18 protein-coding genes are annotated in these 22,698 nt (G+C 44.9%); 13 read left to right on the top strand and 5 right to left on the bottom strand.

Annotated elements, in window-relative coordinates; all coding sequences use genetic code 11:
- Positions 1-36: 36 nt before the first annotated feature.
- Positions 37-1,440 carry an amino acid permease gene (locus ACNPNW_RS14470; RefSeq protein WP_448767088.1) on the bottom strand — a complete coding sequence of 468 codons (1,404 nt, stop codon included), beginning with the start codon at positions 1,438-1,440 and terminating at the stop codon, positions 37-39.
- Between the two features lie 319 nt (positions 1,441-1,759).
- Here ACNPNW_RS14470 and ACNPNW_RS14465 point away from each other — a divergent pair, with 319 nt between their 5' ends.
- Positions 1,760-3,106, top strand: a complete 1,347-nt coding sequence (locus ACNPNW_RS14465) for an alanine/glycine:cation symporter family protein (protein ID WP_129716712.1) — start codon at positions 1,760-1,762, stop codon at positions 3,104-3,106.
- A gap of 96 nt (positions 3,107-3,202) precedes the next feature.
- On the opposite strand, the gene ACNPNW_RS14460 is transcribed toward ACNPNW_RS14465, so the two are convergent.
- Positions 3,203-3,607 (bottom strand): hypothetical protein, encoded by a 405-nt coding sequence (locus ACNPNW_RS14460; protein WP_071850648.1) that lies wholly within the window; start codon positions 3,605-3,607, stop codon positions 3,203-3,205.
- A gap of 174 nt (positions 3,608-3,781) precedes the next feature.
- Between ACNPNW_RS14460 and radA the strand changes: the two genes are divergently transcribed.
- From radA to ACNPNW_RS14430, 6 genes are all read left to right on the top strand, one after another.
- Positions 3,782-5,173 carry a DNA repair protein RadA gene (gene radA, locus ACNPNW_RS14455; RefSeq protein ID WP_129716714.1) on the top strand — a complete coding sequence of 464 codons (1,392 nt, stop codon included), beginning with the start codon at positions 3,782-3,784 and terminating at the stop codon, positions 5,171-5,173.
- A 118-nt stretch (positions 5,174-5,291) separates the two neighbouring features.
- A complete protein-coding gene (locus ACNPNW_RS14450; RefSeq protein ID WP_129716716.1) occupies positions 5,292-6,296 on the top strand; it encodes a Tim44 domain-containing protein in 1,005 nt (334 codons plus the stop codon).
- 224 nt (positions 6,297-6,520) lie between these two features.
- Positions 6,521-6,877 carry a hypothetical protein gene (locus ACNPNW_RS14445; protein WP_005106369.1) on the top strand — a complete coding sequence of 119 codons (357 nt, stop codon included), beginning with the start codon at positions 6,521-6,523 and terminating at the stop codon, positions 6,875-6,877.
- 1 nt (position 6,878) lies between these two features.
- On the top strand, positions 6,879-8,612 hold the full coding sequence (locus ACNPNW_RS14440) for a PepSY-associated TM helix domain-containing protein (protein ID WP_129716718.1): 1,734 nt from the start codon (positions 6,879-6,881) through the stop codon (positions 8,610-8,612).
- A complete protein-coding gene (locus ACNPNW_RS14435) occupies positions 8,609-8,947 on the top strand; it encodes a DUF3325 domain-containing protein (protein WP_129716720.1) in 339 nt (112 codons plus the stop codon). Before ACNPNW_RS14440 ends, ACNPNW_RS14435 begins: the two co-directional genes overlap by 4 nt.
- A 98-nt stretch (positions 8,948-9,045) precedes the next feature.
- On the top strand, positions 9,046-9,564 hold the full coding sequence (locus tag ACNPNW_RS14430) for a tetratricopeptide repeat protein (RefSeq protein WP_129716722.1): 519 nt from the start codon (positions 9,046-9,048) through the stop codon (positions 9,562-9,564).
- A gap of 36 nt (positions 9,565-9,600) precedes the next feature.
- Here ACNPNW_RS14430 and ACNPNW_RS14425 read toward each other — a convergent pair whose 3' ends face one another.
- Positions 9,601-10,179 (bottom strand): hypothetical protein, encoded by a 579-nt coding sequence (locus ACNPNW_RS14425; RefSeq protein WP_337971647.1) that lies wholly within the window; start codon positions 10,177-10,179, stop codon positions 9,601-9,603.
- Positions 10,180-10,408: 229 nt separating this feature from the next.
- On the opposite strand from ACNPNW_RS14425, the gene ahcY reads away from it, so the two are divergent.
- From ahcY to ACNPNW_RS14395, 6 genes are all read left to right on the top strand, one after another.
- Positions 10,409-11,791, top strand: coding sequence for an adenosylhomocysteinase (gene ahcY / locus ACNPNW_RS14420; RefSeq protein ID WP_071850654.1), 1,383 nt, complete (start codon positions 10,409-10,411; stop codon positions 11,789-11,791).
- Positions 11,792-11,942: 151 nt separating this feature from the next.
- Complete coding sequence (gene metF, locus ACNPNW_RS14415) at positions 11,943-12,779, top strand: methylenetetrahydrofolate reductase [NAD(P)H] (RefSeq protein ID WP_129716724.1); 837 nt, start codon at positions 11,943-11,945, stop codon at positions 12,777-12,779.
- 108 nt (positions 12,780-12,887) lie between these two features.
- Entirely contained in the window at positions 12,888-13,598 is a 711-nt protein-coding gene (locus ACNPNW_RS14410; protein ID WP_129716726.1) for a 16S rRNA (uracil(1498)-N(3))-methyltransferase, read from the top strand.
- Positions 13,599-13,776: 178 nt separating this feature from the next.
- Positions 13,777-16,653, top strand: a complete 2,877-nt coding sequence (locus tag ACNPNW_RS14405) for a putative bifunctional diguanylate cyclase/phosphodiesterase (RefSeq protein ID WP_129716728.1) — start codon at positions 13,777-13,779, stop codon at positions 16,651-16,653.
- Between the two features lie 140 nt (positions 16,654-16,793).
- Positions 16,794-19,073 (top strand): NADP-dependent malic enzyme, encoded by a 2,280-nt coding sequence (locus tag ACNPNW_RS14400; protein WP_129716730.1) that lies wholly within the window; start codon positions 16,794-16,796, stop codon positions 19,071-19,073.
- Positions 19,074-19,167: 94 nt separating this feature from the next.
- Positions 19,168-20,403 (top strand): multifunctional CCA addition/repair protein, encoded by a 1,236-nt coding sequence (locus ACNPNW_RS14395; RefSeq protein WP_129716731.1) that lies wholly within the window; start codon positions 19,168-19,170, stop codon positions 20,401-20,403.
- A gap of 83 nt (positions 20,404-20,486) precedes the next feature.
- On the opposite strand, the gene epmA is transcribed toward ACNPNW_RS14395, so the two are convergent.
- On the bottom strand, positions 20,487-21,461 hold the full coding sequence (gene epmA, locus ACNPNW_RS14390; protein ID WP_129716733.1) for an EF-P lysine aminoacylase EpmA: 975 nt from the start codon (positions 21,459-21,461) through the stop codon (positions 20,487-20,489).
- Entirely contained in the window at positions 21,458-22,525 is a 1,068-nt protein-coding gene (locus tag ACNPNW_RS14385; protein WP_129716735.1) for a 4-phosphoerythronate dehydrogenase, read from the bottom strand. Before ACNPNW_RS14385 ends, epmA begins: the two co-directional genes overlap by 4 nt.
- Positions 22,526-22,698: the final 173 nt, after the last annotated feature.

Below are 22,698 nucleotides of genomic sequence, written 5' to 3'. Positions count from 1 at the left end.
ACGCCAGCAGATCGCTGACGTTTTTATTGATAAGGTTTATTTATGTTTCTGTTTATAGAAACCAAAATATCCAATGATTAGCAGGATAAACCAGATCGGACTGATCATCAGTGCCTGACGGGTATCCTCTTCCAGTGCCAAGACCACAATCATGCTCAGGAAGAAAATAATCACGATCCAACAGGTCACTAAACCACCCGGCAGCTTAAAGGTTGATTTGGCATGCAGCTCTGGACGTGTTTTGTAATACACGATATAGCTCCAGATAATCATGATCCAGACACAAATAAACAGAATCGTGGATAAAGTTGTGGCCAAGGTAAAGGCCCGAACGGTATCGGGAACAAAATACTGAAGTGCTGCACCCAGCAACAAACACACGGCAGAAAAATACAGGGCATTTGCAGGGACCGCGCGACGGTTCAGGCGACCAAAGGCCGCCGGTGCCTGCTCTTCACGTGACAGGCCAAACAGCATACGACTGGTCGAGAATACGCCACTGTTCATCGAGGACATCACCGAGGACAATACCACCAGGTTCATGATAATCGCAGCCGCTGCAATGCCAGCCTGACTGAACAGGTTTACAAATGGCGATACATTCGGGTCAATCTGGTTCCATGGTGTCACTGACATCACAATGAGCAGTGCCAATACATAGAAAATAATGATACGAATCGGAATAGAGTTCACCGCTTTTGGCAGGTTTTTTTCCGGATCTTTAGTTTCAGCCGCTGTAGTACCCACCAGCTCTACCCCGACAAAGGCAAAGATTGCAATCTGGAAACCGGCCAGGAAGCCCATAGCACCCGTCGGGAACAAACCGCCATGCTCCCAGATATGACTAAAGGATGCGACCGTACCGGCATCATTGGTAAAGCCGGTAAACACCATCCATAGGCCAACGGCAATCAGCACCACAATGGCGATAATTTTGACCAGGGCAAACCAGAATTCCATTTCACCAAACAGTTTTACCGTGACCAGATTCAGCCCCATGATAAACACAATCGCGGCAACACTGATCATGACGCCTTCTTCAGGGCTAAAGGGCAAACCATTATTGAAGAATTGCAGATAGTAAATAATGGCTGACAGATCTGCGATCCCGATGGTGATCCAGCAGAGCCAGTAGGTCCAGCCGACAAAGTATCCGGCCCAAGGCCCGATCAGATCCGTGGCAAAATCAATAAAAAATTTATATTGCAAATTGGAGAGTAACAGTTCACCCAATGCACGCATCACCAGAAAGACCATAAAACCGATGATCATATAAATCACCAGAATCGAAGGACCTGCAAGACTGATGGTTTTACCAGAACCCATAAACAGGCCGGTTCCGATGGCGCCCCCAATGGCAATTAACTGTAGGTGCCGATTGGACAAACTCCGCTTTAATTCACCGTGCTCTGCCGATGAATTGTTATATTTTTCTGACATTATTAATTACAACTTTGAGTTTTACTCGCGACAAATTAACGTAAAAAATGATGAATACAAAAATAAAATTTGCATCATTTGTATTTCCTGATTAATTGAAGAAGTTAATTTATTTTTCTTATATCGCTCTCCAGTTACATTTTTGCTTTATTTTTGACCTGAAAGATTCCAGTAATTTCTTGTCAAATTTTTAAAACTGTGTAAAAAATAAAACACTATTCAGCCAATTTATGCATTTAGGATGAATGCATCTGGCATAGCAATTGCTTTTTAATCAATACCTCGAACTACACAGACATGGATCAATAAGAAGAATTTTATGCAAAATTTACAAAGTTTAATGGAAACTTTAAGCGGCTGGGTCTGGGGCCCTTATATGTTGGTACTGATTGTCGGTACCGGGATATTCCTCACCTTCCGTTTATTGTTCTGGCAGTTCCGCATGTTGCCACTGGCTTTTAAACAGGTCTTTGGCAAGCACCCTGACCATTCAGGGGACATTTCACAATTCGCTTCATTGATGACCGCACTCTCTGCCACGATTGGTACCGGTAACATTGCCGGCGTAGCCACTGCCTGTGTCCTCGGTGGTCCGGGCGCCGTGTTCTGGATGTGGATGACTGCCCTGTTTGGTATGGCGACCAAATATGGCGAAGGTGTTCTGGCAGTCAAATACCGAGTCAAAAATGAGAAAGGTGAAATGTCCGGTGGTCCGATGTACTACATCGAGCGGGGTCTGAAATGGAAATGGCTGGCGCTGATTTTTGCCTTGTTCGGGGCACTGGCTTCTTTTGGGATCGGCAGCTCCGTACAGTCCAATACCGTAGCATTGGCAGTGCAAAACAGCCTGGGCATCGAAACCTGGATGACAGGTATTATTATTACTGCCTTTTCGGCACTGGTGATTTTGGGCGGGATTAAATCGATTTCCAGAGCAGCGTCACTGATTGTTCCTATTATGGCTATAGGCTATGTGGCAGGGGGATTAATTATCATTTTTAATAATCTCGAACTGGTCGTTCCTGCGCTTAAAATCATCTTCACCTATGCCTTTACTGGAGAAGCCGCAGTGGGCGGTGCAATTGGTGCGGCGATTCGTTATGGTGTGGCACGTGGTGTATTCTCCAACGAAGCCGGCATGGGTTCTGCGCCGATTGCTGCTGCAGCGGCAAAAACCGATCATCCAGCCCGTCAAGGTCTGGTGTCTATGACCGGTACCTTCATTGATACCATTATTGTCTGTTCAATTACCGGTATGGTTCTGGTAATGGGCTATATCATGGCCGGTAATTCATTCGGAGATCAAACCGGTGCCGTATTGACCATCGGTGTATTCGACAAGCTGCTACCTGGTATTGGCGGCTGGGTGGTGACTTTCGGGATCATTTTCTTCGCTTATTCCACCATTTTGGGCTGGAGCTACTATGGCGAAAAATGTACCAGCTATTTACTTGGCGAAAAATTCGTTTTGCCCTATCGCATTATTTATATTGCCTCAGTATTTATCGGCTGCATTGCAACACTGGATCTGGTCTGGCTATTCGCCGATACCTTTAACGGCCTGATGGCGGTGCCGAACTTAATCGCATTATTATTGCTATCTGGGGTCATTGCCAAAGAATCGAAAGACTTCATTGCAAGACGTAAATCTGGTGAACTTTATTAATTGACAAGTTATTTAACTACTCAAGCCAAAATAGTAAAAAGCCACGTTAATCGTGGCTTTTTCTGTTTCATCTTTTCCATTCTTCATCATGAAAATTTAGCAACGTAAACCACTACAAGCCAGCTTGTCCCACTCAGATTCAAGCTCCAGTGCCAGTCCTAAAGATAAAACAAAAAACTGAATGCCTTTAATTTTCATATTGCCCTGTTCATCTTCCAGATACTCACTCAGTTTTTGATAGGTTTTATGATGCAGATCAAAAGGTACATCCAGATAAAGACCACCTAGGTAGATTTCACTATGGACGGTTTGATCCACACCTAAACACGGCATATAGGCAATCCCCTGTTGCTCTAGCCAGCCGATCAACATCTGGCGAACCGAGTTTGCATCCCGATCTGGATGTACATAATGATCAAAATGCACGAATAACACATCACGGTTTTTTTCACGTGCGATCGCATCAATATGTTTCAGCAATTGTGACAAGATCTGTTCCATTCCAGCATAACAAGATAGGCATTATAGACGGCGGTACCGCACAGTATTCAAATCAGCATAAATAAAAGCGACAAACCTTGTCGTAAAAACCATGATTTTTCAGGTGAAAGGCTTGGTTTTCGATGGCATTCACCGCTATGCTGTCACTCAATTTCAATCGCTTCATCTTCAAATATGGCTAAAGCAAAAAGTGTGTATCGTTGTGAACAGTGTGGTGCCGATCATCCAAAATGGTCGGGGCAGTGTTCTGAATGCGGGGAATGGAACAGCCTGGTTGAGGTGACCATTGCACCGGCAGTGACGCATCGCGCCCAGCCAAAAATTGGTGGTGGATACGCCGGCCAGGCGTCTAGCATTACTACCTTAAATCAGGTCTCAGTCTCTCATGAAACCCGTCTGCCGACGGGTATCAGCGAATTTGACCGGGTCTTGGGTGGCGGACTGGTGACCGGTTCGGTGGTCCTGATCGGCGGTGATCCCGGAATTGGTAAATCTACCATCTTGCTACAAACAGCCACGCACATGGCATCTGCCAAAAATCCGGCCCTGTATGTGACCGGTGAGGAATCTTTATCTCAGGTGGCTTTACGTGCCCAGCGTCTGGATCTGCCAACTGACCAGCTCAAAGTCATGGCAGAAACCTGTGTCGAACGTATTTGTGAAGTACTGGCCCAGCAACGTCCTGCAGTGGCCATTTTGGACTCAATCCAAACCCTGTATACCGAAACCCTGCAATCTGCCCCGGGTGGTGTCTCACAGATTCGTGAATCAGCGGCCCTATTGACCCGTTTTGCCAAAAATAGTGGTACGTCTTTGTTTCTGGTCGGTCATGTAACCAAAGAAGGCGCACTGGCCGGCCCACGTGTACTGGAACATATGGTCGACTGTGTGCTGTATTTTGAAGGCCAGTCGGATTCACGTTACCGAATGATCCGAGCGGTCAAAAACCGTTTTGGTGCGGTCAATGAACTCGGCGTGTTCGGCATGACCGACAAAGGTCTGCGCGAGGTGTCCAACCCTTCGGCCATCTTTTTAAGCCGTTATGATGAAGCCATTCCCGGCTCGATTGTGATGATCAGCCGCGAAGGTACGCGCCCACTCCTGGTTGAAGTACAGGCGCTGGTCGATGATGCACATGGCCAACCAAGACGTGTAGCGCTTGGCTTGGATCAGAACCGTCTAAATATGCTCCTTGCAGTCATGCATCGGCATGGTGGTGTGCAAACCTCTGGTCAGGATGTTTATGTCAATATCGTCGGTGGTTTGAAAATCACCGAAACTGGTTCGGATCTGGCGGTACTTCTCGCCTGCGCTTCCAGCATTCGTGGCAAAGCCTTACCGCAACAGTTGGCAGTTTTTGGTGAAGTCGGACTGTCTGGAGAGATTCGCCCTGTGCCAAATGGTCAGGAGCGCCTAAAAGAAGCGATTAAACATGGTTTTAAATACATTATTGTCCCTCGCGGCAATGCACCGCAAAAATCCATTGAAGGCGTGCAAATTATTGCAGTCGCGCGTTTACATGAAGCGTTAAGCGAGGCGATGACGCTGAGTGATGAACTCAACTAACTGTAAACTGACCTATTTGGTATAAAGAGCAAAAAAATACAGATTTTTGATTGAAATTCCACACAAAGCCTATATAAATAGACTGTACAAATAGGTTTTATTCTCATAGGAAAAATGAATGGAAGTTCGACAGCGCGGTTTGATCACAGGTATCTTGACAGCAGTTTTATTGGTTGCGCCTTTTGCAGCTGAAGCAAAACGTGCCGGTGGCGGTAAAAGTCATGGCATGCAACGTTCTGCACAACCTACTCAATCTTATCAACAACCTCGTCAAGCTGCGCCTGCTCAACAAGCGCCAGTTGCCGGTGCTGCAACCCAGCAAAAATCTGGTCCGGGTGTCGGCGGCATGGTTGCCGCGGGTGTAGCCGGTGCTGCGATTGGTGCAGTTGCTGCGAATGCCTTGGCGGATGATCAAAGTGTAGCAGCATCTGAAGCTCAGGCTGCTCAAGCAGAAGAGGAAAAAGGTGGTATTCCGGGCTGGATCTGGATCCTTCTTGCTGCTGCTGTTGCCTTCTTCATTTTCCGTAAGATGGGCGCAAAAAAAAAAGTAGCTTCTAACCCATATGCACCAAATAGTGGTGCTGGTAATACAGCACCTTTTGGTCAGGCACCGACTGCACCTCGCGGTGGTGACAATACCAATATTTTTGGTCAGAATGTGGGTGGTCAAACACCAAGCAATAATGCTCCGTTCGGCTCTGCTCCGGTAAATAACGCGCCTTTTGGTGCAGCTTATACCCAAAGTGGTAGCCAGTTACCGGATGGCACTGAACCTGCAGCATTCTTGCGTGTAGCGCGTCAGCGTTTTAACCATATCCAGTCTATGAATACAGCAAGCAACATTTCTGAAATTCAGCGTTACTTGACCCCTGATCTTTATCAGTCGATGTATAACGACATCATGAGCAATCAGGATCAGGATGTTGCCGAGTTTTCAAATCTAAATGCCTTGGTCGTCGATTCATCTACAGACAATGGCCAATATATTGTCAGCGTACGCTTTACCGGTACGGTAAGCGAAGACTTGAACAGCTTGCCACAACCGTTTGCAGAAATCTGGCATTTCACCAAACCAGCAGGTTCAAATCAGGACTGGGTGGTTGCAGGTATTCAGCAAGACTAATCGTGAATAAATGAAGTTTAGACAGCGGCCTTCGAGCCGCTGTTTTTATTTTCAAGCCTTACATTTTGATCTTTTTTAATTCCCTTCCCCCCTCTCTTTTTTAACCTAACTTCCAGTTTTACTTATTTTTCATATAAATAGTTCAGCAACCCATATTTAAAATATAAACAATAATTGTTATCATTATCATTAATTAGTTCATAAATTTGTAAATAGAATTTTCGATGATGAATAGTCCGAATATGCAAGCCATAGCGACTGGAACAGTTACTGCACCGAAACCATCAAGCAAAAATAAAGTCAAAGCAAATATGCTGGCTTATCGTGGGATGATTTTATATCGCTTTATTCTGGCGGGTGCTGGCGGTTATCTACTGGCTACACTGGCAACGATCGTGATTGCCCAGCTTTTTATCGACAGTGGAAGCAGTGCAGCCATGTCCGCCACCCTGATTGGCTTTAGCTTGAATGCTGCTGCATTTATCTGGGTATTTATGGTGAATAAGACGCTCAAAGCTACGCTCGGGATCGCGATTCCCGGTGTTTTACTCTATATCGCCTATAAGCTTTTAGGAAATTGAGATGAGAGTAGATGCAAAACCCGAAGGTCCACGCCAGTCGATGTCGTGGTTGCATACCTGGGCCAGTCTGATTTTAGGCTGGCTTTTATATGCGATTTTCTTGACCGGAACCTTAAGCTTTTTCCAGAACGAAATTACCGTCTGGATGAAACCGGAATTTCATCAGTCAGTCCCGCAAAAGACCCAGATCGAACAGACGCGTGTGGCATTAGCTTATCTGCAACAGCATCATCCGGATGCTGGCAGCTGGGCGATCCAACTTCCTAACTCACGCCAAAATACCACCACCCTGACTATTCGTAGTACCGGCGAAGATCCGCGTGCCCGTCGTGGCGGTACCCGTGTGACGATTGACAGCGCCACGGGTGAAGTTTTGCAAGCGCGTGAAACACGTGGTGGCTCCTTCCTATACCGCTTTCATTTTGAATTGTATGGTTTGCCAAGAATCTGGGCACGCTGGATTGTCGGCATTGCGACCCTGCTCATGCTGGTAGCGATCATCAGCGGTGTAATTACCCATAAAAAAATCTTCAAAGACTTTTTCACTTTCCGTCCAGGCAAAGGTCAGCGTTCCTGGCTAGATGCGCATAATGCTACTGCGGTATTTGCCCTGCCCTTTCATATCATGATTACTTTCAGTGGCTTATTACTGCTGCTCTTTACCCTGATGCCTTGGGGTGTTAACCAGATTTATGAAAATCGAGGTGCATTTCTGCAAGATCAACGCAAGAGCTTGATTCAGGACAACAGCATTCAGGCTGAATCCCGTGAAAGCCATAGTGAGAGTAAAGAACGTCGACCGCAAGCTGAGAGAGAAAATCGTGGCGAGCGTGGTGAAATGTCGGCACGGGGTGCAGGACGCCGCTCTCGTGATGAAATGCAAGCTGCACCTCCTGCAGCGTTAACCGATCTGGCTCCGATCTTGGCAACAGCCGAAAAAGAATGGAAAAATAATCCGGTGGGTACGATAACCGTTATCCAGCCGAATACCGTAAAAGCTGAAATTGAGCTTCGTGCCTTAAACGGAGTCAGCGTAGCTTATCGCAATGTTTATCCAAGCCTTGCTTTCAATGGCGTAACCGGTGATTTAGAGCCGGATCACACCACCCTGAAAATACCTTCAGTCGCCAATGGTATTTATAATGTATTCACCACATTGCATGAGGCACGTGGCGTGGATCTGGCTTTACGCTGGTTATTGTTCATGTCAGGTGTGGTCGGCACCTTGATGATTGCAACCGGCTTGATTCTATGGTGTGTCAAACGTGCACCGCAGCAACAGAAGCAAGGCTATAAATCCTTTGGTTATCGTCTTGTGGAAGTCACCAATATCGCTGCCATTATTGGTTTACCTATTGCCTGTGCTGCCTATTTCTATGCCAACCGTTTTATTCCGGCAGACATGGACATGCGTCTGAACTGGGAGATTCGTAGCTTCTTTATTGTCTGGTTGCTGACCTTAGTTTACGCCATGATTCGTAGCAATCGACAAGCCTGGCTAGAGCTACTCGTGCTTGCAACTGTGGCATTCGCATTGTTGCCAATCATTAATTTCCTGACTGGAGGTCAGGCGATCTGGAATACCGTCCTGAATGCTCAATGGATGATTGCTTCTTTTGATCTGGCGATGTGGGTGCTTGCGATCTTGTTCTGGTTTTCATTTAAAAAAGTGAAAAACCATAAAGGCTTACCCTCTAAAAAATCCAAAGTGATGCTCAAGGAGAATCAGGCATGATGTTCTTCTTATTGATTTGGGCTTTGACGTCTCTCGGTTTATTTGCGCTTGCCGCATCCATGTCCAAACATCAAAAACAGATCTTTGCTCAAGAATTAGATGCTTCCAAAACCAGACTGGCCAGCATTCTTGGCTGGGTAATATTGATTCTGGCACTTATCCTGTGCCTGTTCGCTGGAACGATCAGCAACATGATCAGTTATTGGCTCGGCAGTTTAACTTTTGCGGCCTTGGTCGTAGCTTCAAGCCTGAGTTATCTGGCAAGTAGAATTAAAGTGATCGTAATGTTCTGTGTGTTCATAGCCTCGATCTCAGGGATTATTTGCTTGATCTAGTTGATTGATTCATCACTACCTTTTTAAAAGCTGATCTTCGGATTGGCTTTTTTTCTTTAAACCTTTTAGTCTACCCACAATATTTTTGAGATGTTGATATGACCCAGCGTGTTTCTCTCTCTGCTGCCCTGACCAATCTTGCCTTAGCAGGCAATGCTGAAGCGCAATTTGAATTGGCTGAACTGTATATGCAAAGCGAGCATGATGATGACATCATCCTGGCTGAAGAATGGGCATTGAAAGCTGCCAACGGCGGACTGGTTGATGCGATGTACTGGTTAGGTGAAGGTTATACTGTTTATGCCAAAGAACTGGCAGAAGAAGATCCGGAAGAATCCAAAGCTCACTTTGAGTTAGCCTATTACTGGTTAAGTAAGGCCAATATCGAGAAGCACCCTGCTGCGACTTTAGAGCTAGCAGGTTTTTACCGTCGTGGCGATGTAATTGAAAAAGACGTCGAAAAATCGATTGCTTTGGTAAAACAGGCTGCGGAATGGGGCGAAGTTCAAGCGATGCGTGATCTTGCATTTATTTATGCCAATGGTTTAGGCGTAGATGGCAATGAAGAACAGGCTGAGTTCTGGACTCAAAAAGCAGATGCTGCTGAAGCTAAATAAGTAAAAAAAGCCCATCAGATGATGGGCTTTTTATTATCATATATGATTCACAATAAATTCTATTTCCTTTATTAAATAATCTAAAAGCTCATTTAATCCAATCAAATCATTAAGCCTCATAACACTATAATTACTATGATCTATTTTTTCTTTCGATTTTAATAAGGCTTTCGTTCTCTCTGTTTCTGCATATTTATAATCCTCCCTCTTCGCATTGGTGCGTATTTTTTTTAATTCACTAATATCATGAGATAAGAAAACGATATATTTATCCTTTACTAGTGTAGGAATTGAATGAGCAATTAAATTTCTAACAAATAAGTTCCTCTCAACTTTCCCCAATAAATAAATTATTTCACCATTCAAATGCTTATGTAATTCTTTCACATTTATAAGCTGTGACAAAGGTAAGGTTCTCACTTCATCCTTATATGTAGGTATTTCTACATATGTTACGAGCCTCTTGAGATGAACCTCCAACCTATTAAAATTTATAAGTAAATCTATGATCAATAATTTACACCCAGTTTTTAGCTCACAGTGCCCAAGGAAATCCAGTGGTTTGTCTTGGATCAGCACATCGATGGATTTTGTAATTTCCTCTAAGTCATCCATTCTTCTTCCTTAGTATATTTTTAAGTCAATGTATTTGTATCGGATTTTATATAACTTGGCTATCACTTTAAATCCAAGTACAATACGGCGCTAGTCGAGGGATGCTGCGACGTTTTACAGGCACTAAATGTAAAATCGCTAGGCTCGACCATCGGTCAGACATTCGTTCTGATCAACAACGGCATCCGCGAACAGAACGATCCAATCTATTTTTTCCTAGGAGATCCTGATGAACGCGGTTACTGCTTCATTTACAGATTACAAAGTTGCTGATATTTCACTTGCTGATTACGGCCGTAAAGAAATCAAACTTGCTGAAGCTGAAATGCCAGCCCTCATGGGTCTGCGTAAACGCTACTCGGCAGCAAAACCACTTGCAGGCGCGAAAATTCTCGGCTGTATCCACATGACCATTCAAACAGCTGTTCTTATTGAAACACTGGTTGAATTAGGCGCAGAAGTTCGCTGGACTTCATGTAACATCTTCTCGACTCAAGACCATGCTGCTGCTGCTATCGCTGCTGCGGGCATTCCTGTATTTGCTTGGAAAGGCGAAACTGAAGAAGAATACATGTGGTGTCTTGAACAACAAATCAATGTAAATGGCAAACCTTGGGATGCCAACATGATTCTTGACGATGGCGGTGATTTAACGCTACTTGTTCACGAAAAATACCCAGAAGTGATTGCAAAAATTCACGGTGTAACTGAAGAAACAACGACAGGTGTTCAACGTCTGTACGAAATGCTTCGTGATGGCACTTTAAAAGTTCCTGCAATCAACGTAAATGATTCAGTAACCAAGTCTAAAAACGACAACAAATACGGTTGCCGTCACTCACTAAATGATGCAATCAAACGTGGTACAGATATGCTTTTATCTGGCCGTCGTGCGCTGGTAATCGGTTACGGTGACGTAGGTAAAGGTTCTGCTCAATCCCTTCGTCAAGAAGGCATGATTGTACGTGTAACTGAAGTTGATCCAATCTGTGCTATGCAAGCATGCATGGACGGTTACGAAGTTGTATCTCCATACAAAAATGGTGTGCAAACTGGTAAGAAAGAAGATATCAATGTTGATCTTCTTCAAAACACTGACCTGATCGTGACTACAACGGGTAACTACCACGTTTGTGATTCAGCAATGCTTGATTCATTAAAAGCGGGCGCTGTTGTATGTAACATCGGTCACTTCGATACTGAAATTGATACAGCTTACCTACGTGGTTACAAGTGGGTTGAAGTTAAACCTCAAGTACACCAAGTGTATCGTTCAGAAAATGAAAATGATTACCTGATCCTTCTTTCTGAAGGCCGTTTGGTGAACCTTGGTAATGCGACTGGTCACCCATCACGTATTATGGATGGTTCATTTGCCAACCAAGTATTGGGTCAAATGCATTTATTCGCTGAGAAATTTGCTGATCTTCCAGAATCTGAAAAAGCTGCACAAATTCGTGTAGAGCTTCTTCCTAAGAAATTAGATGAAGAGGTTGCTGCTGCGATGGTTGCTGGTTTCGGTGGTGTCTTGACTCAACTAACTCAAGAACAAGCGGATTACTTAGGTGTTCAAGTTGAAGGTCCGTTTAAAGCGGATGCTTATAAATACTAATTAAACTCCACCCTCTCCCTAACCCTTTCCCATAGGGAGAGGGAACATTCATTACCAAATGTATGTCATCGAGGGTAAGTCCTCTCCTTCCAGGAGAGGATTTAGGAGAGGTAAAACTAATTAAAAAGTATTTATAAAAAAGGATTTGAACATGTCTAAACAGATTCCAATTTCATTTGAATTCTTCCCAACCAAAACTGATGTAGGCGCGGAAAAACTCAAGGTTGTACATCAAGAGTTACAACTGTTAAACCCAGAATTCTTTTCTGTGACCTATGGTGCTGGTGGTTCGACCCGTGAACGCACCCTGTCTACCATCAATGACTTTAATGGCAAAGGTGCACCTGTTGCCCCTCACCTGTCTTGTATTGGTGATGACAAAGCACGTATTGCAGAACTTCTAGACCTGTACAAATCTCAAGGCATTAACCGTATTGTTGCCCTGCGTGGTGACTTGCCTTCTGGTCAGGTCGGTTTGGGTGAATTACCTTATGCAGCTGATCTGGTTCGCTTTATCCGCGAACATTCAGGTGATCATTTCAAGATTGAAGTGGCAGCTTATCCGGAAATGCATCCTCAAGCAGAAAGCTTTGACAAAGACATTCAGCACTTTGTTGAAAAAGTTCAGGCGGGTGCTAATGCCGCTTTAACCCAGTTCTTCTTCAATCCAGATGCCTATTTCTACTTTGTAGATCGCATACAGAAAGCAGGAATCAATATTCCTGTTGCGCCAGGGATCATGCCGATTACCAATGCCAGCAACCTGATTCGTTTTGCTGACGGTACCGGTGCTGAGATTCCACGCTGGATTCGCAAGCAACTGGCCACCTATGGTGATGATAGTGCCAGCATTAAAGCCTTTGGTCATGAAGTTGTGGTGAAATTCTGTGAGCGTCTGCTTGCAGGTGGTGCACCAAGTCTGCACTTCTACACCATGAACACCACTGATCCGACCCGCCAACTTGTAAAAGACCTAGGTCTCGCATAAGTTTTCAGACTGCATTGATCTGACCCTTTTTCTCCCTTGAGGAGAAACATGCAAAGGGTGTAAAGAGCTATGCAGTCTTGTTTTGTCCCACCTGAGAGTAATTCCGACATGCCACGTTTTTTTATTGAAGCAGACTTAAATGTTGATACTACGGTTGAGTTAACAGAAACCGTTTTTCATCATTGGGTCAAGGTATTGCGTGCTCAAGTGGGTGAAAGCGCGACATTGTTCAATGGACAGGGTGGCGAATATGAGGTGACCCTGACTGAGGTAGCCAAAAAATCAGCCACCGTTTCGGTCACTGCATTTAATCCTGCCAATCGTACCCCCAAGTTTCAGGCCTTGCTCGGTCAGGTGATGAGCAAAGGTGATCGTATGGATTATGCGATTCAGAAAGCGGTCGAACTAGGCGTATCTGAAATTCAGTTGCTGACGTCAGATCGCTGTGAAATGCGCTTGAAGTATGATCGTGATCAAAAGAAACTGGACCACTGGCAAGGGGTTGCAATTGCAGCTTGTGAACAGTGTGGTCTGAATATCGTACCCAAGATTTTAGCGCCCATGTCACTTGAAAAATGGCTGGATACTGAGCTACCTAACACCAAGCTGGTTTTGGCACCCAATAAAGATGAAGCCGATGTACTGGCAGAAGCGACCTTGGATCTTGCCCTGTTAATTGGCCCCGAAGGCGGTCTGAGTGAGGCAGAAATTAACGCCGCAAACCAGAAAGGTTTTCTGAACTGGTGTATCGGCGAACGTGTACTGCGTACCGAAACAGCCCCTGTGGTTGCCCTATCAATTTTAAATTACGTGCTTTAGTTCATCAGATGAGTAAAAATTTGTCTTTAATTTTGTTGATTTTTAATTTTTAAGACAACTAATCTCGACTAAAGAATAATAAATACTTATTAATTGATTTCACACATTTCCTGGGGTTTTTATAACAACAATGTACAAGGACGAAAACCGTTTAGGATGAATACAGGCATTGAATTACATGGTTGATAATCAGAACGACTATATTCAGCAACATTTACATGATGCGCAGATTGCAAACACGCTGCGCCATAGTCGCTATTTTTTAATCAGCATCATGGTGATCTGCTTTTATATTTTTTGTATTTATCACATTCAATATAGCCCTTCTAATACTTATTTTAATACCTGGTTCATTCTGACAGAGTTCCTGGTCAGCATATGCTGGCTGGTCACTACACTGTATTTTAAACCTGAGCAATATAACCAGAAGAGTGCGCACCGCTGGTTACAGATTCAGAGTCTGGCTGTTGGCCTCAGTATCGCGGCTGGTATTTTTACCATTTACTATTATTTGCCTCAAGCCAACCCGGCCTTTGACGATATTGAAGCGCTGACCTTATCCGCCTTGTTGCTGATTGTCACCCAAACCTTTGGCCTAACCTATTTAACCCAAAAACTCAGTTATTTCTGTCTGGCATTTTTACCCTCTTTACTGCCGTTTTTACTATCACAAATTTATCAGGTCGGTCATTCCAACCCCTTCTTTGCGCTGGCCTTAAATTTCGCCATGATTGTGATTCTGCTGTGTGCGACCAGTAGCTACCGCATTCATCGCCGTACCTCACGCCTTTATGCAGAAAATGACATTCTGGTGAAAAATGCCGAGCAGCAAGTCCATTGGACTGATGAACTGTGTCAACAGCTCAAAGCTGAAGTCAATAAATCCAAAGACATCGAACTGCAATTACAGCTCAACAATCAATTGCTGGAACAAAAAGTACGGGAACGTACTTATGATATTGAACAGATCAATCATGACCTGAAGAATCAGCAGCAGAATCTGGAACTGGCACATGAAATTGCCGGTATTCGCCCATGGGACTGGAATATTCAAGAGCGCAGCATCACTTTAACCAATCATAAAGACGAAAAGATTCTGCGTGATTCCAAAGATCATCATCTGCAATTACAGCATCTGATTCACCCTGAAGATCTGGACTATTTTAAGCACAATATGAAACAGCATCTGCGTGGCCAGATTGAACGCTATGATGCCACTTACCGGATCAAGCTCAGTGAAGGTGGCTGGAGTTGGGTGCATGATATTGGCCGGGTAATCAGTCGTGATCCTAAAAACAAAAAACCCTTGCGCATGGTCGGCATCCGGCGTGATATCCAGCAGGAACGTCTGTCTCAAGAACGTTTAAAGCTGGTGGCCAGTGTACTGGAACAGGCTGCAGAAGGCATTTTCATTCTGAATCCTGATTTAGATTATATCGATGTCAATCCTCACTACGAATACCTGAGCGGTTTTGAGCGTGACGAGATTATCGGTAAATCCTTATTTGATATTGCGGTGCAAAACAAATCCCAGCAACGTACTTTTCAGGCCAATATTGTCAAACAGATTCAAAAGATTGGCTCTTATGATGGAGAGGTCTATGCAAAATTTCTGTCTGGCAAAGAGTCGACCTTATGGCTGCATATTAATGCCGTGACTGATGATGAAGGCCGGATTACCCATTATATTGGCATCGTATCAGATCTGACTGAACGTAAATTACAGGAACAGCGCCTGTCCTATTTGGAAAATTACGACACGCTGACCGATTTACCGAACCGCTTCTATTATAATTATCAGTTACATCAATATCTGGTTTCGCAAAAAGACTCGATTAAAGAGATGGCGGTGATTCGACTCAACATCGACCGTTTCCGCCCATTGAATGAATATCTGTCCAATAATGGCGGTGATGAACTTTTACGTCAGGTAGCGCAGCGCCTGCGCATGACCAATGCAGAAGCGCTGTTTGTGGCACATCTAAATGGTGATGATTTTGCGATTCTCTATGAAATCTCACATATTCGCCCTTCAGTTCAGCACCATTGTGAACGCATCGCTCAGGCCTTTAGCAGACCATTCAATATTTATGGTCAGGATCATGTGATTACCCTGTCTATGGGCGTGGCATTTTATCCGGATCATGGCCGTCAACTGGATTATTTGAATAACTGCGCCGAACAGGCATTGAACGAAGCCAAAAATCTCGGTGGCAACACCATTCATTTTTATTGCAGTGAAAATCATTCATTACAGAACAAAGGAGTTTTTCTGGAACGGGATTTGCGTAAAGCGATCCAGAATAATGAACTGGTGGTATATTATCAGCCCAAAATCAATTTCAGCGATCAAAGCATTTATGGCTTTGAAGCACTGATTCGCTGGAACCATCCAGAAAAAGGCATTATTGCACCCGGGCTGTTTATCCCGTTAGCGGAACAAACTAGCCTGATTTCAGACATTGGTCGTCTGGTGATCCAGCAGGCCGCTAAACAGATTCGCCAATGGAATGATCTGGGTTTTAATCATATTTGTGTATCAGTCAATATCGTGGCGCAGCAATTGCGTCGTGGTCAATTGCTCGATGATCTGGATCAGGCCATTGCAGATAACCAGATTTCTGGCGCCAGCCTGGAGCTGGAAATTACCGAATCTTCTTTAATCGAAAATTCGGAAGCGGTCAAAAACCTGCTCAATGAGATTAAACAGCGACATATTCATATTGCCCTAGATGATTTTGGTACAGGCTACTCCTCTCTCTCCTATCTTGCTGATTTTCCTATTGATACCTTGAAAATTGATCGCAGTTTTGTTTGCAAGATTGGGGAAAACAAGCAGGCAGCGATTGTCAGTGCCATGGTGGCCATGGGTAAAGCCATGGGTATGACCGTGGTCGCGGAAGGAATCGAGACCGAAGAGCAGCTAGAATATCTACGTGATTTAGACTGTGATATTGCCCAAGGTTACTTATTTTCCAAACCGCTTCCTGAGCAGGATGCAACCGCTTATTTAGTGCGAGACAAGACGCATCAGACTTATATATCTCAAGTCTAAGTCCATACCCCACCACAATAAGTTTGTTGGAAAAACGGCCGTCTTTGTCTGTCCGAACTGGTTAACAAATGGTATATTCAGGAACATAAATAAATTCTTTGCCCGCTGACCGGGTAATCTTTACAACGATCGAGAGACTGATGGACGAACAATCTTTAAAGCAACAGGCCCTTTACTATCACGAATTTCCTACCCCGGGGAAAATCAGCGTTACACCAAGCAAACAATTGGTCAACCAACGTGACTTAGCCCTTGCTTACTCGCCTGGCGTAGCTGCACCATGTCTTGAGATTGAACGCGATCCTTCAACTGCTGCATTGTATACAGCTCGTGGCAACCTGGTTGCTGTCGTGACCAACGGTACTGCCGTGCTTGGCTTGGGTAATATTGGTCCTTTGGCCTCTAAACCAGTGATGGAAGGTAAAGGCGTATTATTCAAAAAATTCGCCGGCGTTGATGTATTCGATATCGAAATTGCTGAAAATGATCCAGACAAAATTGTGGATATTGTCGCTGCATTAGAACCGACTTTCGGCGGGATTAACCTTGAAGATATCAAGGCGCCAGAGTGTTTCTATATCGAGCAAAAACTGCGTGAACGCATGAATATTCCGGTATTCCATGATGATCAGCACGGTACTTCAATTATTGTCGGTTCTGCGCTCCTCAACGCGTTGCAAATCAACGGCAAAAAAATTGAAGAGATCAAGATTGTGGCTTCAGGCGCGGGCGCTGCTGCACTGTCTTGTTTAAATCTGCTTTGCGCTCTGGGTGCTAAAAAAGAGAATATCATCGTTGCCGATTCACGCGGTCTGCTGACTACACATCGTGAAGGCTTGGATGAATCCAAGAAAGCCTATGTACAAGACATCGAAGCTACTCAGCTTGGTGACGTGATTGCAGGTGCAGACATGTTCCTCGGTCTGTCTGCTGCGGGCATTCTGACCAAAGAAATGGTCAAGGTCATGGCTGAAGATCCGATCATCTTTGCCTTGGCGAACCCGGATCCAGAAATTCTGCCTGAACATGCGCATGAAGTCCGTGATGACGTGATCATGGCAACCGGCCGTTCTGACTATCCGAACCAGGTGAATAACGCACTGTGCTTCCCGTACATCTTCCGTGGTGCGCTGGACGTTGGTGCAACCACTATTAACGAAGAAATGAAAATTGCCTGTGTCCATGCAATTGCACGTATGGCACATGTTGAAGCTGATGCAGCAACTTATGGTGAAAAATCGGCATCATTTGGCCGTGAATACCTGATTCCGGGCCCGCTGGATCAACGCTTGATCCTAGAAATCGCACCTGCTGTTGCACAAGCAGCAATGGATTCGGGTGTGGCAACACGTCCAATCACGGATTTCTCGCATTATCGTCAACGTTTGTCTGAGTTTGTCTACAACTCTGCATTCATGATGAAACCGATCTTTGAACAGGCGAAATCTGATCCTAAACGTATTGCTTATGCAGAAGGTGAAGACCTGCGTGTACTTCGCGCAGTTCAAATCGCGGTAGATGACGGTTTGGCAATTCCGATTCTGGTAGGCCGTCCAGCTGTCATTGAAGCCAACATCAAAAAATTGGGTCTGCGTCTTGAAGATGGTGTGAATATCACTATCGTCGATCAGGAAAAGAACCCGAACTATGAAATGTTTGCAGATGATTACTACAACATCATGCAGCGTAAGGGTGTAACGCCTGAATATGCACAGCGTGAAGCACGTCGTCGCTCGACCCTGATCGCAGCGATGCTTGTGAAACATGGTATGGCAGACGGTATGCTGTGTGGTACATATTCAAGCTACGACATTCACCTGGACTTCGTCAGCAACATCATTGGCAAGAAAGATGGTCATAACACTTTCTTTACCTTGAATGCCTTGATGCTTGAAGACCGTAACCTGTTCATTGCCGATACGTATGTCAATACTAATCCAACGGCTGAACAGCTGGCTGAAATGACCATTCTGGCTGCTGAAGAAGTTCGCCGTTTTGGTATGACACCACGTATTGCCCTGCTTTCTCATTCAAGCTTTGGTTCAGACCAGCATGATGCCAGCGCGCAAAAAATGCGTAAGGTGTATGACATCCTGTCTGAAATCGCGCCTGAGCTGGAAGTTGAAGGTGAAATGCACGGTGATGCTGCACTGGATGAGAACATTCGTCAGTTTGCATTCCCGAATTCACGTTTCAAAGGCTCTGCAAACTTGCTGATCATGCCGAATCTGGATGCTGCCAATATCTCGTTTAACCTGTTAAAGGCAACTTCAGGCAACAACGTAACGATTGGTCCAATTCTGTTGGGTGCTGCGAAACCTGTGCACATTTTGACGCCGACTGCGACCACGCGCCGTGTGATCAACATGACTGCACTGACTGTTGCAGAAATCCAGCAAGCGGAACAAGATGCACTTTAAGCCAATGACAAGATAACGACGAATCAGCCTCGTTTCTTAACTTGAGAAAACCTCTATTCTGTAGCATGATGCTTGTAAGAATAGAGGTTTTTTCATGCAAGTTTATTTAGTAGGCGGCGCAGTTCGAGATCATTTGCTCGGACACCCCTATCACGAAAAAGATTATGTGGTCGTTGGTGCAACTCCCGCGCAAATGCTTGACTTAGGCTATCAGCCCGTAGGCAAAGATTTCCCTGTTTTTCTACATCCCCAAACAAAAGAAGAATATGCACTGGCGCGTACTGAACGCAAATCTGGCGCCGGTTATCATGGTTTTGAGTTTCATACCGATGTCAGCGTTACGCTAGAGCAGGATCTGATTCGTCGCGATCTGACCATTAACGCCATGGCCATGGATGATGCCGGCCAGGTTTATGACCCCTATGGCGGTCAACAGGATCTGGAAAACCGGATTCTACGTCATGTTTCCGATGCCTTTATCGAAGATCCATTGCGCGTGCTACGCATTGCCCGTTTTGCTGCCCGTTATACCAGTGCAGGCTTTGTGATTGCCGATGAAACTTTGGCGTTAATGCAACGCTTGACTGAATCGGGTGAATTAAATGCCTTGACACCGGAACGCGTCTGGAAAGAAACTTCCCGTGCATTATCCGAACGTCATGCTGATGTGTATTTTGAAGTATTACGCGAGTGTGGTGCTTTAAAGGTACTCTTCCCTGAGATTGACGCCTTATATGGCATTCCGCAACGACCTGAATATCATCCGGAAATTGACTGCGGCATTCACACGATGATGTCCTTGCAGCAGGCATGTCGTCAAAATTATAGCCTGGATGTACGTTTTGCCGTTTTAGTGCATGACTTAGGAAAAGCTTTAACGCCGGTTGAAGAATTACCGCGACATATCATGCATGAAGAGCGTGGCATCAAGCCAGTGAATGAACTGTGTGACCGTTTAAAAGTGCCGACGTATACCAAGCAGCTGGCTTTGGCGGTGTGCAAAGAGCATCTGAAATGCCATCAGGCCTTCAATCTTAAGCCGGGAACCTTATGGCGATTATTGCAACGTCTGGATGTGTTACGTCGCCCTGAACGTGTCGAAGCTTTCGTCCAGGCGTGTGAATGTGATTCACGTGGCCGTCTAGGTCTGGAAGATCGTGCTTATCCACAAGCACAATATGTCCTCGATGCCATGCAAACCGTACGCGCCATCAAGGCACAAGACCTGCCTGCCGATATTCAGGGTCCGGATATTGGTGAAATGCTGATTGAACGAAGGATTCAGGCACTCGGTGAACTCAAAGCACAACAAACCGTAGCGATTGAATAATAAAAAAGCACCCTCGGGTGCTTTTTTAATAGCTTAATTTCTCTTTATCACAAAAGGAATTAAGAAATATTGGATCAGTACCATCAGGAAATATCTGCCGGAAAAGTAATCACTTGCTCCAGTTTCATTTGATTGGTTGCAATCATCAACAAACGGTCAATTCCAAGGGCAATTCCAGAACATTCCGGCATATTCGGTAAAGCTGCCAATAGATATTTATCGATCGGCATGACATGCAAGCCCAGCTTGGCCCGTTCTGCATTATCCGCCTCAAAGCGCGAACGCAATACGTCGGCATCAATCAGCTCATCATAGGCATTGGCCAATTCTAAACCTTCGATATACAGCTCAAAACGTGCGGCGACCAGTTCACCCTCTTCATCGATTCGGGTTTTCGCCAGAGAGGCCATTTCAGGGGGGAAATCGGTCAGGAATACTGCGGTATCAAACCCCAGACTCGGTTCAACCATATGTGAAAATAATAGGTCGATATAACCGAGACGATCCTCGCCCAAATCCAGACTTAAACCGACGCGGCGGCAGCAATCTTTCAATTCCTGCAAAGTTGCCTGAAGCGGATTGAGATCCAGACGATCCATGAACGCGTGCTTATAACTCAGAATGGTCGGACGTATTTCGCCAAAACGTGCTTTCAAGGTCACATTCAACAGATCAGATACTTCAAACATCAGATCTTTTAAGCTAAATCCCGGACGATACCATTCCAGCATGGTGAATTCGCTATTGTGCTTACGCCCATGCTCATCATCACGGAACACTTTACAGATTTGATAAATGGGTCCACTGCCACTGGCCAATAAGCGCTTCATGGCAAATTCAGGTGAAGTCTGCAAATAATGGGTATGCGCTTTACCCAACACATGGCGCTGGGCCTGTACCGAGGCTAAATGCACATCAGTCACACCGGCTTGAGACAAAATCGGTGTTTCCACCTCTAATACATCCCGCTCAGCGAAAAATTGACGGATTTGACGATATAAATTCGCACGCGCATACATGGCTTGAAGGTTACAAGTAGGTTGATACGTCATCGTCATGCCTTCGGCCCACCATGAGCTGCCCACTCACGACGCAGCGGATAAGTTTTACGTAAATGATCAAATGCCTGCTGATCGATTTTGCCTTCTTTGAGACAGGCGCGTAGATTGGCATCATCACGAGCAATGTCATAAATTTGGGATAAATGCTGTTGCAATGCCATTTTTAAATCCTGCCCCTGAAAAAACTGCTCACAGACAGGCAGCTGCGTTTCAAACTGTTTACTGGCTGCAAAACCGAAAGTTTGACAAAAAGCCTCATAAATCATCTGAGTACCACGTGCCTTGCCTTCCAGGCTATAGCCGGCAATATGCGGAGTGACCAAAGTCACCAGATCCAGCAGTTCTGCTGAAATCAGCGGTTCGTGTTCAAAGACATCCAAAATCACTGTTCGGTGTGTCGCCTGTATATCCTGGATTAGCGCGGCCTCTTCAATGACTGGCCCACGTGCTGAATTAATCAAGATCGCGTCAGGCTGCATTTTTGCCAATGCAGTAGCATTAAATAAATGATAGGTTGGATATGCGCCTGTTTTGGTTAAAGGAACATGAATCGAAATTGCATCTGCTTGTTGCAGCAATTCATGAAATTCGACTTGATCAACCTGCTCTCTTTGCACAAAAGGATCGCAACCGATCACACGCCAGCCCAAAAGTTTCGCCATATAAGCCAGACGGGTTCCGACATTACCCAAACCGACAATACCCAAGGTAAATGTCGCATTGGCATCGAGTAATTCAAGACGTACCTGCAATAATGCGGTAATGACATATTCAGCCACCGCTTGCGCATTACAGCCGGCCGCATTACTCCACTGAATCCCATGTTGTTCTAATGCAGCAATATCCAAATGATCTGTACCAATGGTGGCACTGCCCACAAATTTAATCGAACTATTCTGTAGCAGTGCTTCATTGACCTGAGTCACTGAACGTACCAACAGGCTGTCGGCATCTTTGACATCATCTGCACTTAAGGTTCGCCCTGCACGATGTTGAATATCACCAAATTCGGAAAAGAAATAATCGGTATATGCCAGATTTTCATCTGCGACAATTTTCATAATGAGATCCATATGATGCTTGGGCGTATGATAGCGCGTTGACGCCTCTGACTCTATATTTGGCCGATACGTCCATTTTTCAAGATTTTATGAATTAAGTTAAGGACTGAAGAATTTAATATTCAAGATCTGCAGCCTAAAAAGAAAAACCCCAATCTTTCGACTGGGGTTTT

The sequence above is a fragment of the Acinetobacter endophylla genome, from assembly GCF_053543775.1.
Note: the sequence above shows the minus strand (reverse complement) of the source record. Positions and strands in the feature narration are given on the sequence as shown.

Excerpts from the sequence above, each read along its gene's own strand:
- ACNPNW_RS14470 (WP_448767088.1), bottom strand. The coding sequence starts at position 1,440 with ATGTCAGAAAAATATAACAATTCATCGGCAGAGCACGGTGAATTAAAG.
- ACNPNW_RS14465 (WP_129716712.1), top strand. The coding sequence starts at position 1,760 with ATGCAAAATTTACAAAGTTTAATGGAAACTTTAAGCGGCTGGGTCTGG.
- ACNPNW_RS14460 (WP_071850648.1), bottom strand. The coding sequence starts at position 3,607 with ATGGAACAGATCTTGTCACAATTGCTGAAACATATTGATGCGATCGCA.
- radA (WP_129716714.1), top strand. The coding sequence starts at position 3,782 with ATGGCTAAAGCAAAAAGTGTGTATCGTTGTGAACAGTGTGGTGCCGAT.
- ACNPNW_RS14450 (WP_129716716.1), top strand. The coding sequence starts at position 5,292 with ATGGAAGTTCGACAGCGCGGTTTGATCACAGGTATCTTGACAGCAGTT.
- ACNPNW_RS14445 (WP_005106369.1), top strand. The coding sequence starts at position 6,521 with ATGATGAATAGTCCGAATATGCAAGCCATAGCGACTGGAACAGTTACT.
- ACNPNW_RS14440 (WP_129716718.1), top strand. The coding sequence starts at position 6,879 with ATGAGAGTAGATGCAAAACCCGAAGGTCCACGCCAGTCGATGTCGTGG.
- ACNPNW_RS14435 (WP_129716720.1), top strand. The coding sequence starts at position 8,609 with ATGATGTTCTTCTTATTGATTTGGGCTTTGACGTCTCTCGGTTTATTT.
- ACNPNW_RS14430 (WP_129716722.1), top strand. The coding sequence starts at position 9,046 with ATGACCCAGCGTGTTTCTCTCTCTGCTGCCCTGACCAATCTTGCCTTA.
- ACNPNW_RS14425 (WP_337971647.1), bottom strand. The coding sequence starts at position 10,179 with ATGGATGACTTAGAGGAAATTACAAAATCCATCGATGTGCTGATCCAA.
- ahcY (WP_071850654.1), top strand. The coding sequence starts at position 10,409 with ATGAACGCGGTTACTGCTTCATTTACAGATTACAAAGTTGCTGATATT.
- metF (WP_129716724.1), top strand. The coding sequence starts at position 11,943 with ATGTCTAAACAGATTCCAATTTCATTTGAATTCTTCCCAACCAAAACT.
- ACNPNW_RS14410 (WP_129716726.1), top strand. The coding sequence starts at position 12,888 with ATGCCACGTTTTTTTATTGAAGCAGACTTAAATGTTGATACTACGGTT.
- ACNPNW_RS14405 (WP_129716728.1), top strand. The coding sequence starts at position 13,777 with ATGGTTGATAATCAGAACGACTATATTCAGCAACATTTACATGATGCG.
- ACNPNW_RS14400 (WP_129716730.1), top strand. The coding sequence starts at position 16,794 with ATGGACGAACAATCTTTAAAGCAACAGGCCCTTTACTATCACGAATTT.
- ACNPNW_RS14395 (WP_129716731.1), top strand. The coding sequence starts at position 19,168 with ATGCAAGTTTATTTAGTAGGCGGCGCAGTTCGAGATCATTTGCTCGGA.
- epmA (WP_129716733.1), bottom strand. The coding sequence starts at position 21,461 with ATGACGATGACGTATCAACCTACTTGTAACCTTCAAGCCATGTATGCG.
- ACNPNW_RS14385 (WP_129716735.1), bottom strand. The coding sequence starts at position 22,525 with ATGAAAATTGTCGCAGATGAAAATCTGGCATATACCGATTATTTCTTT.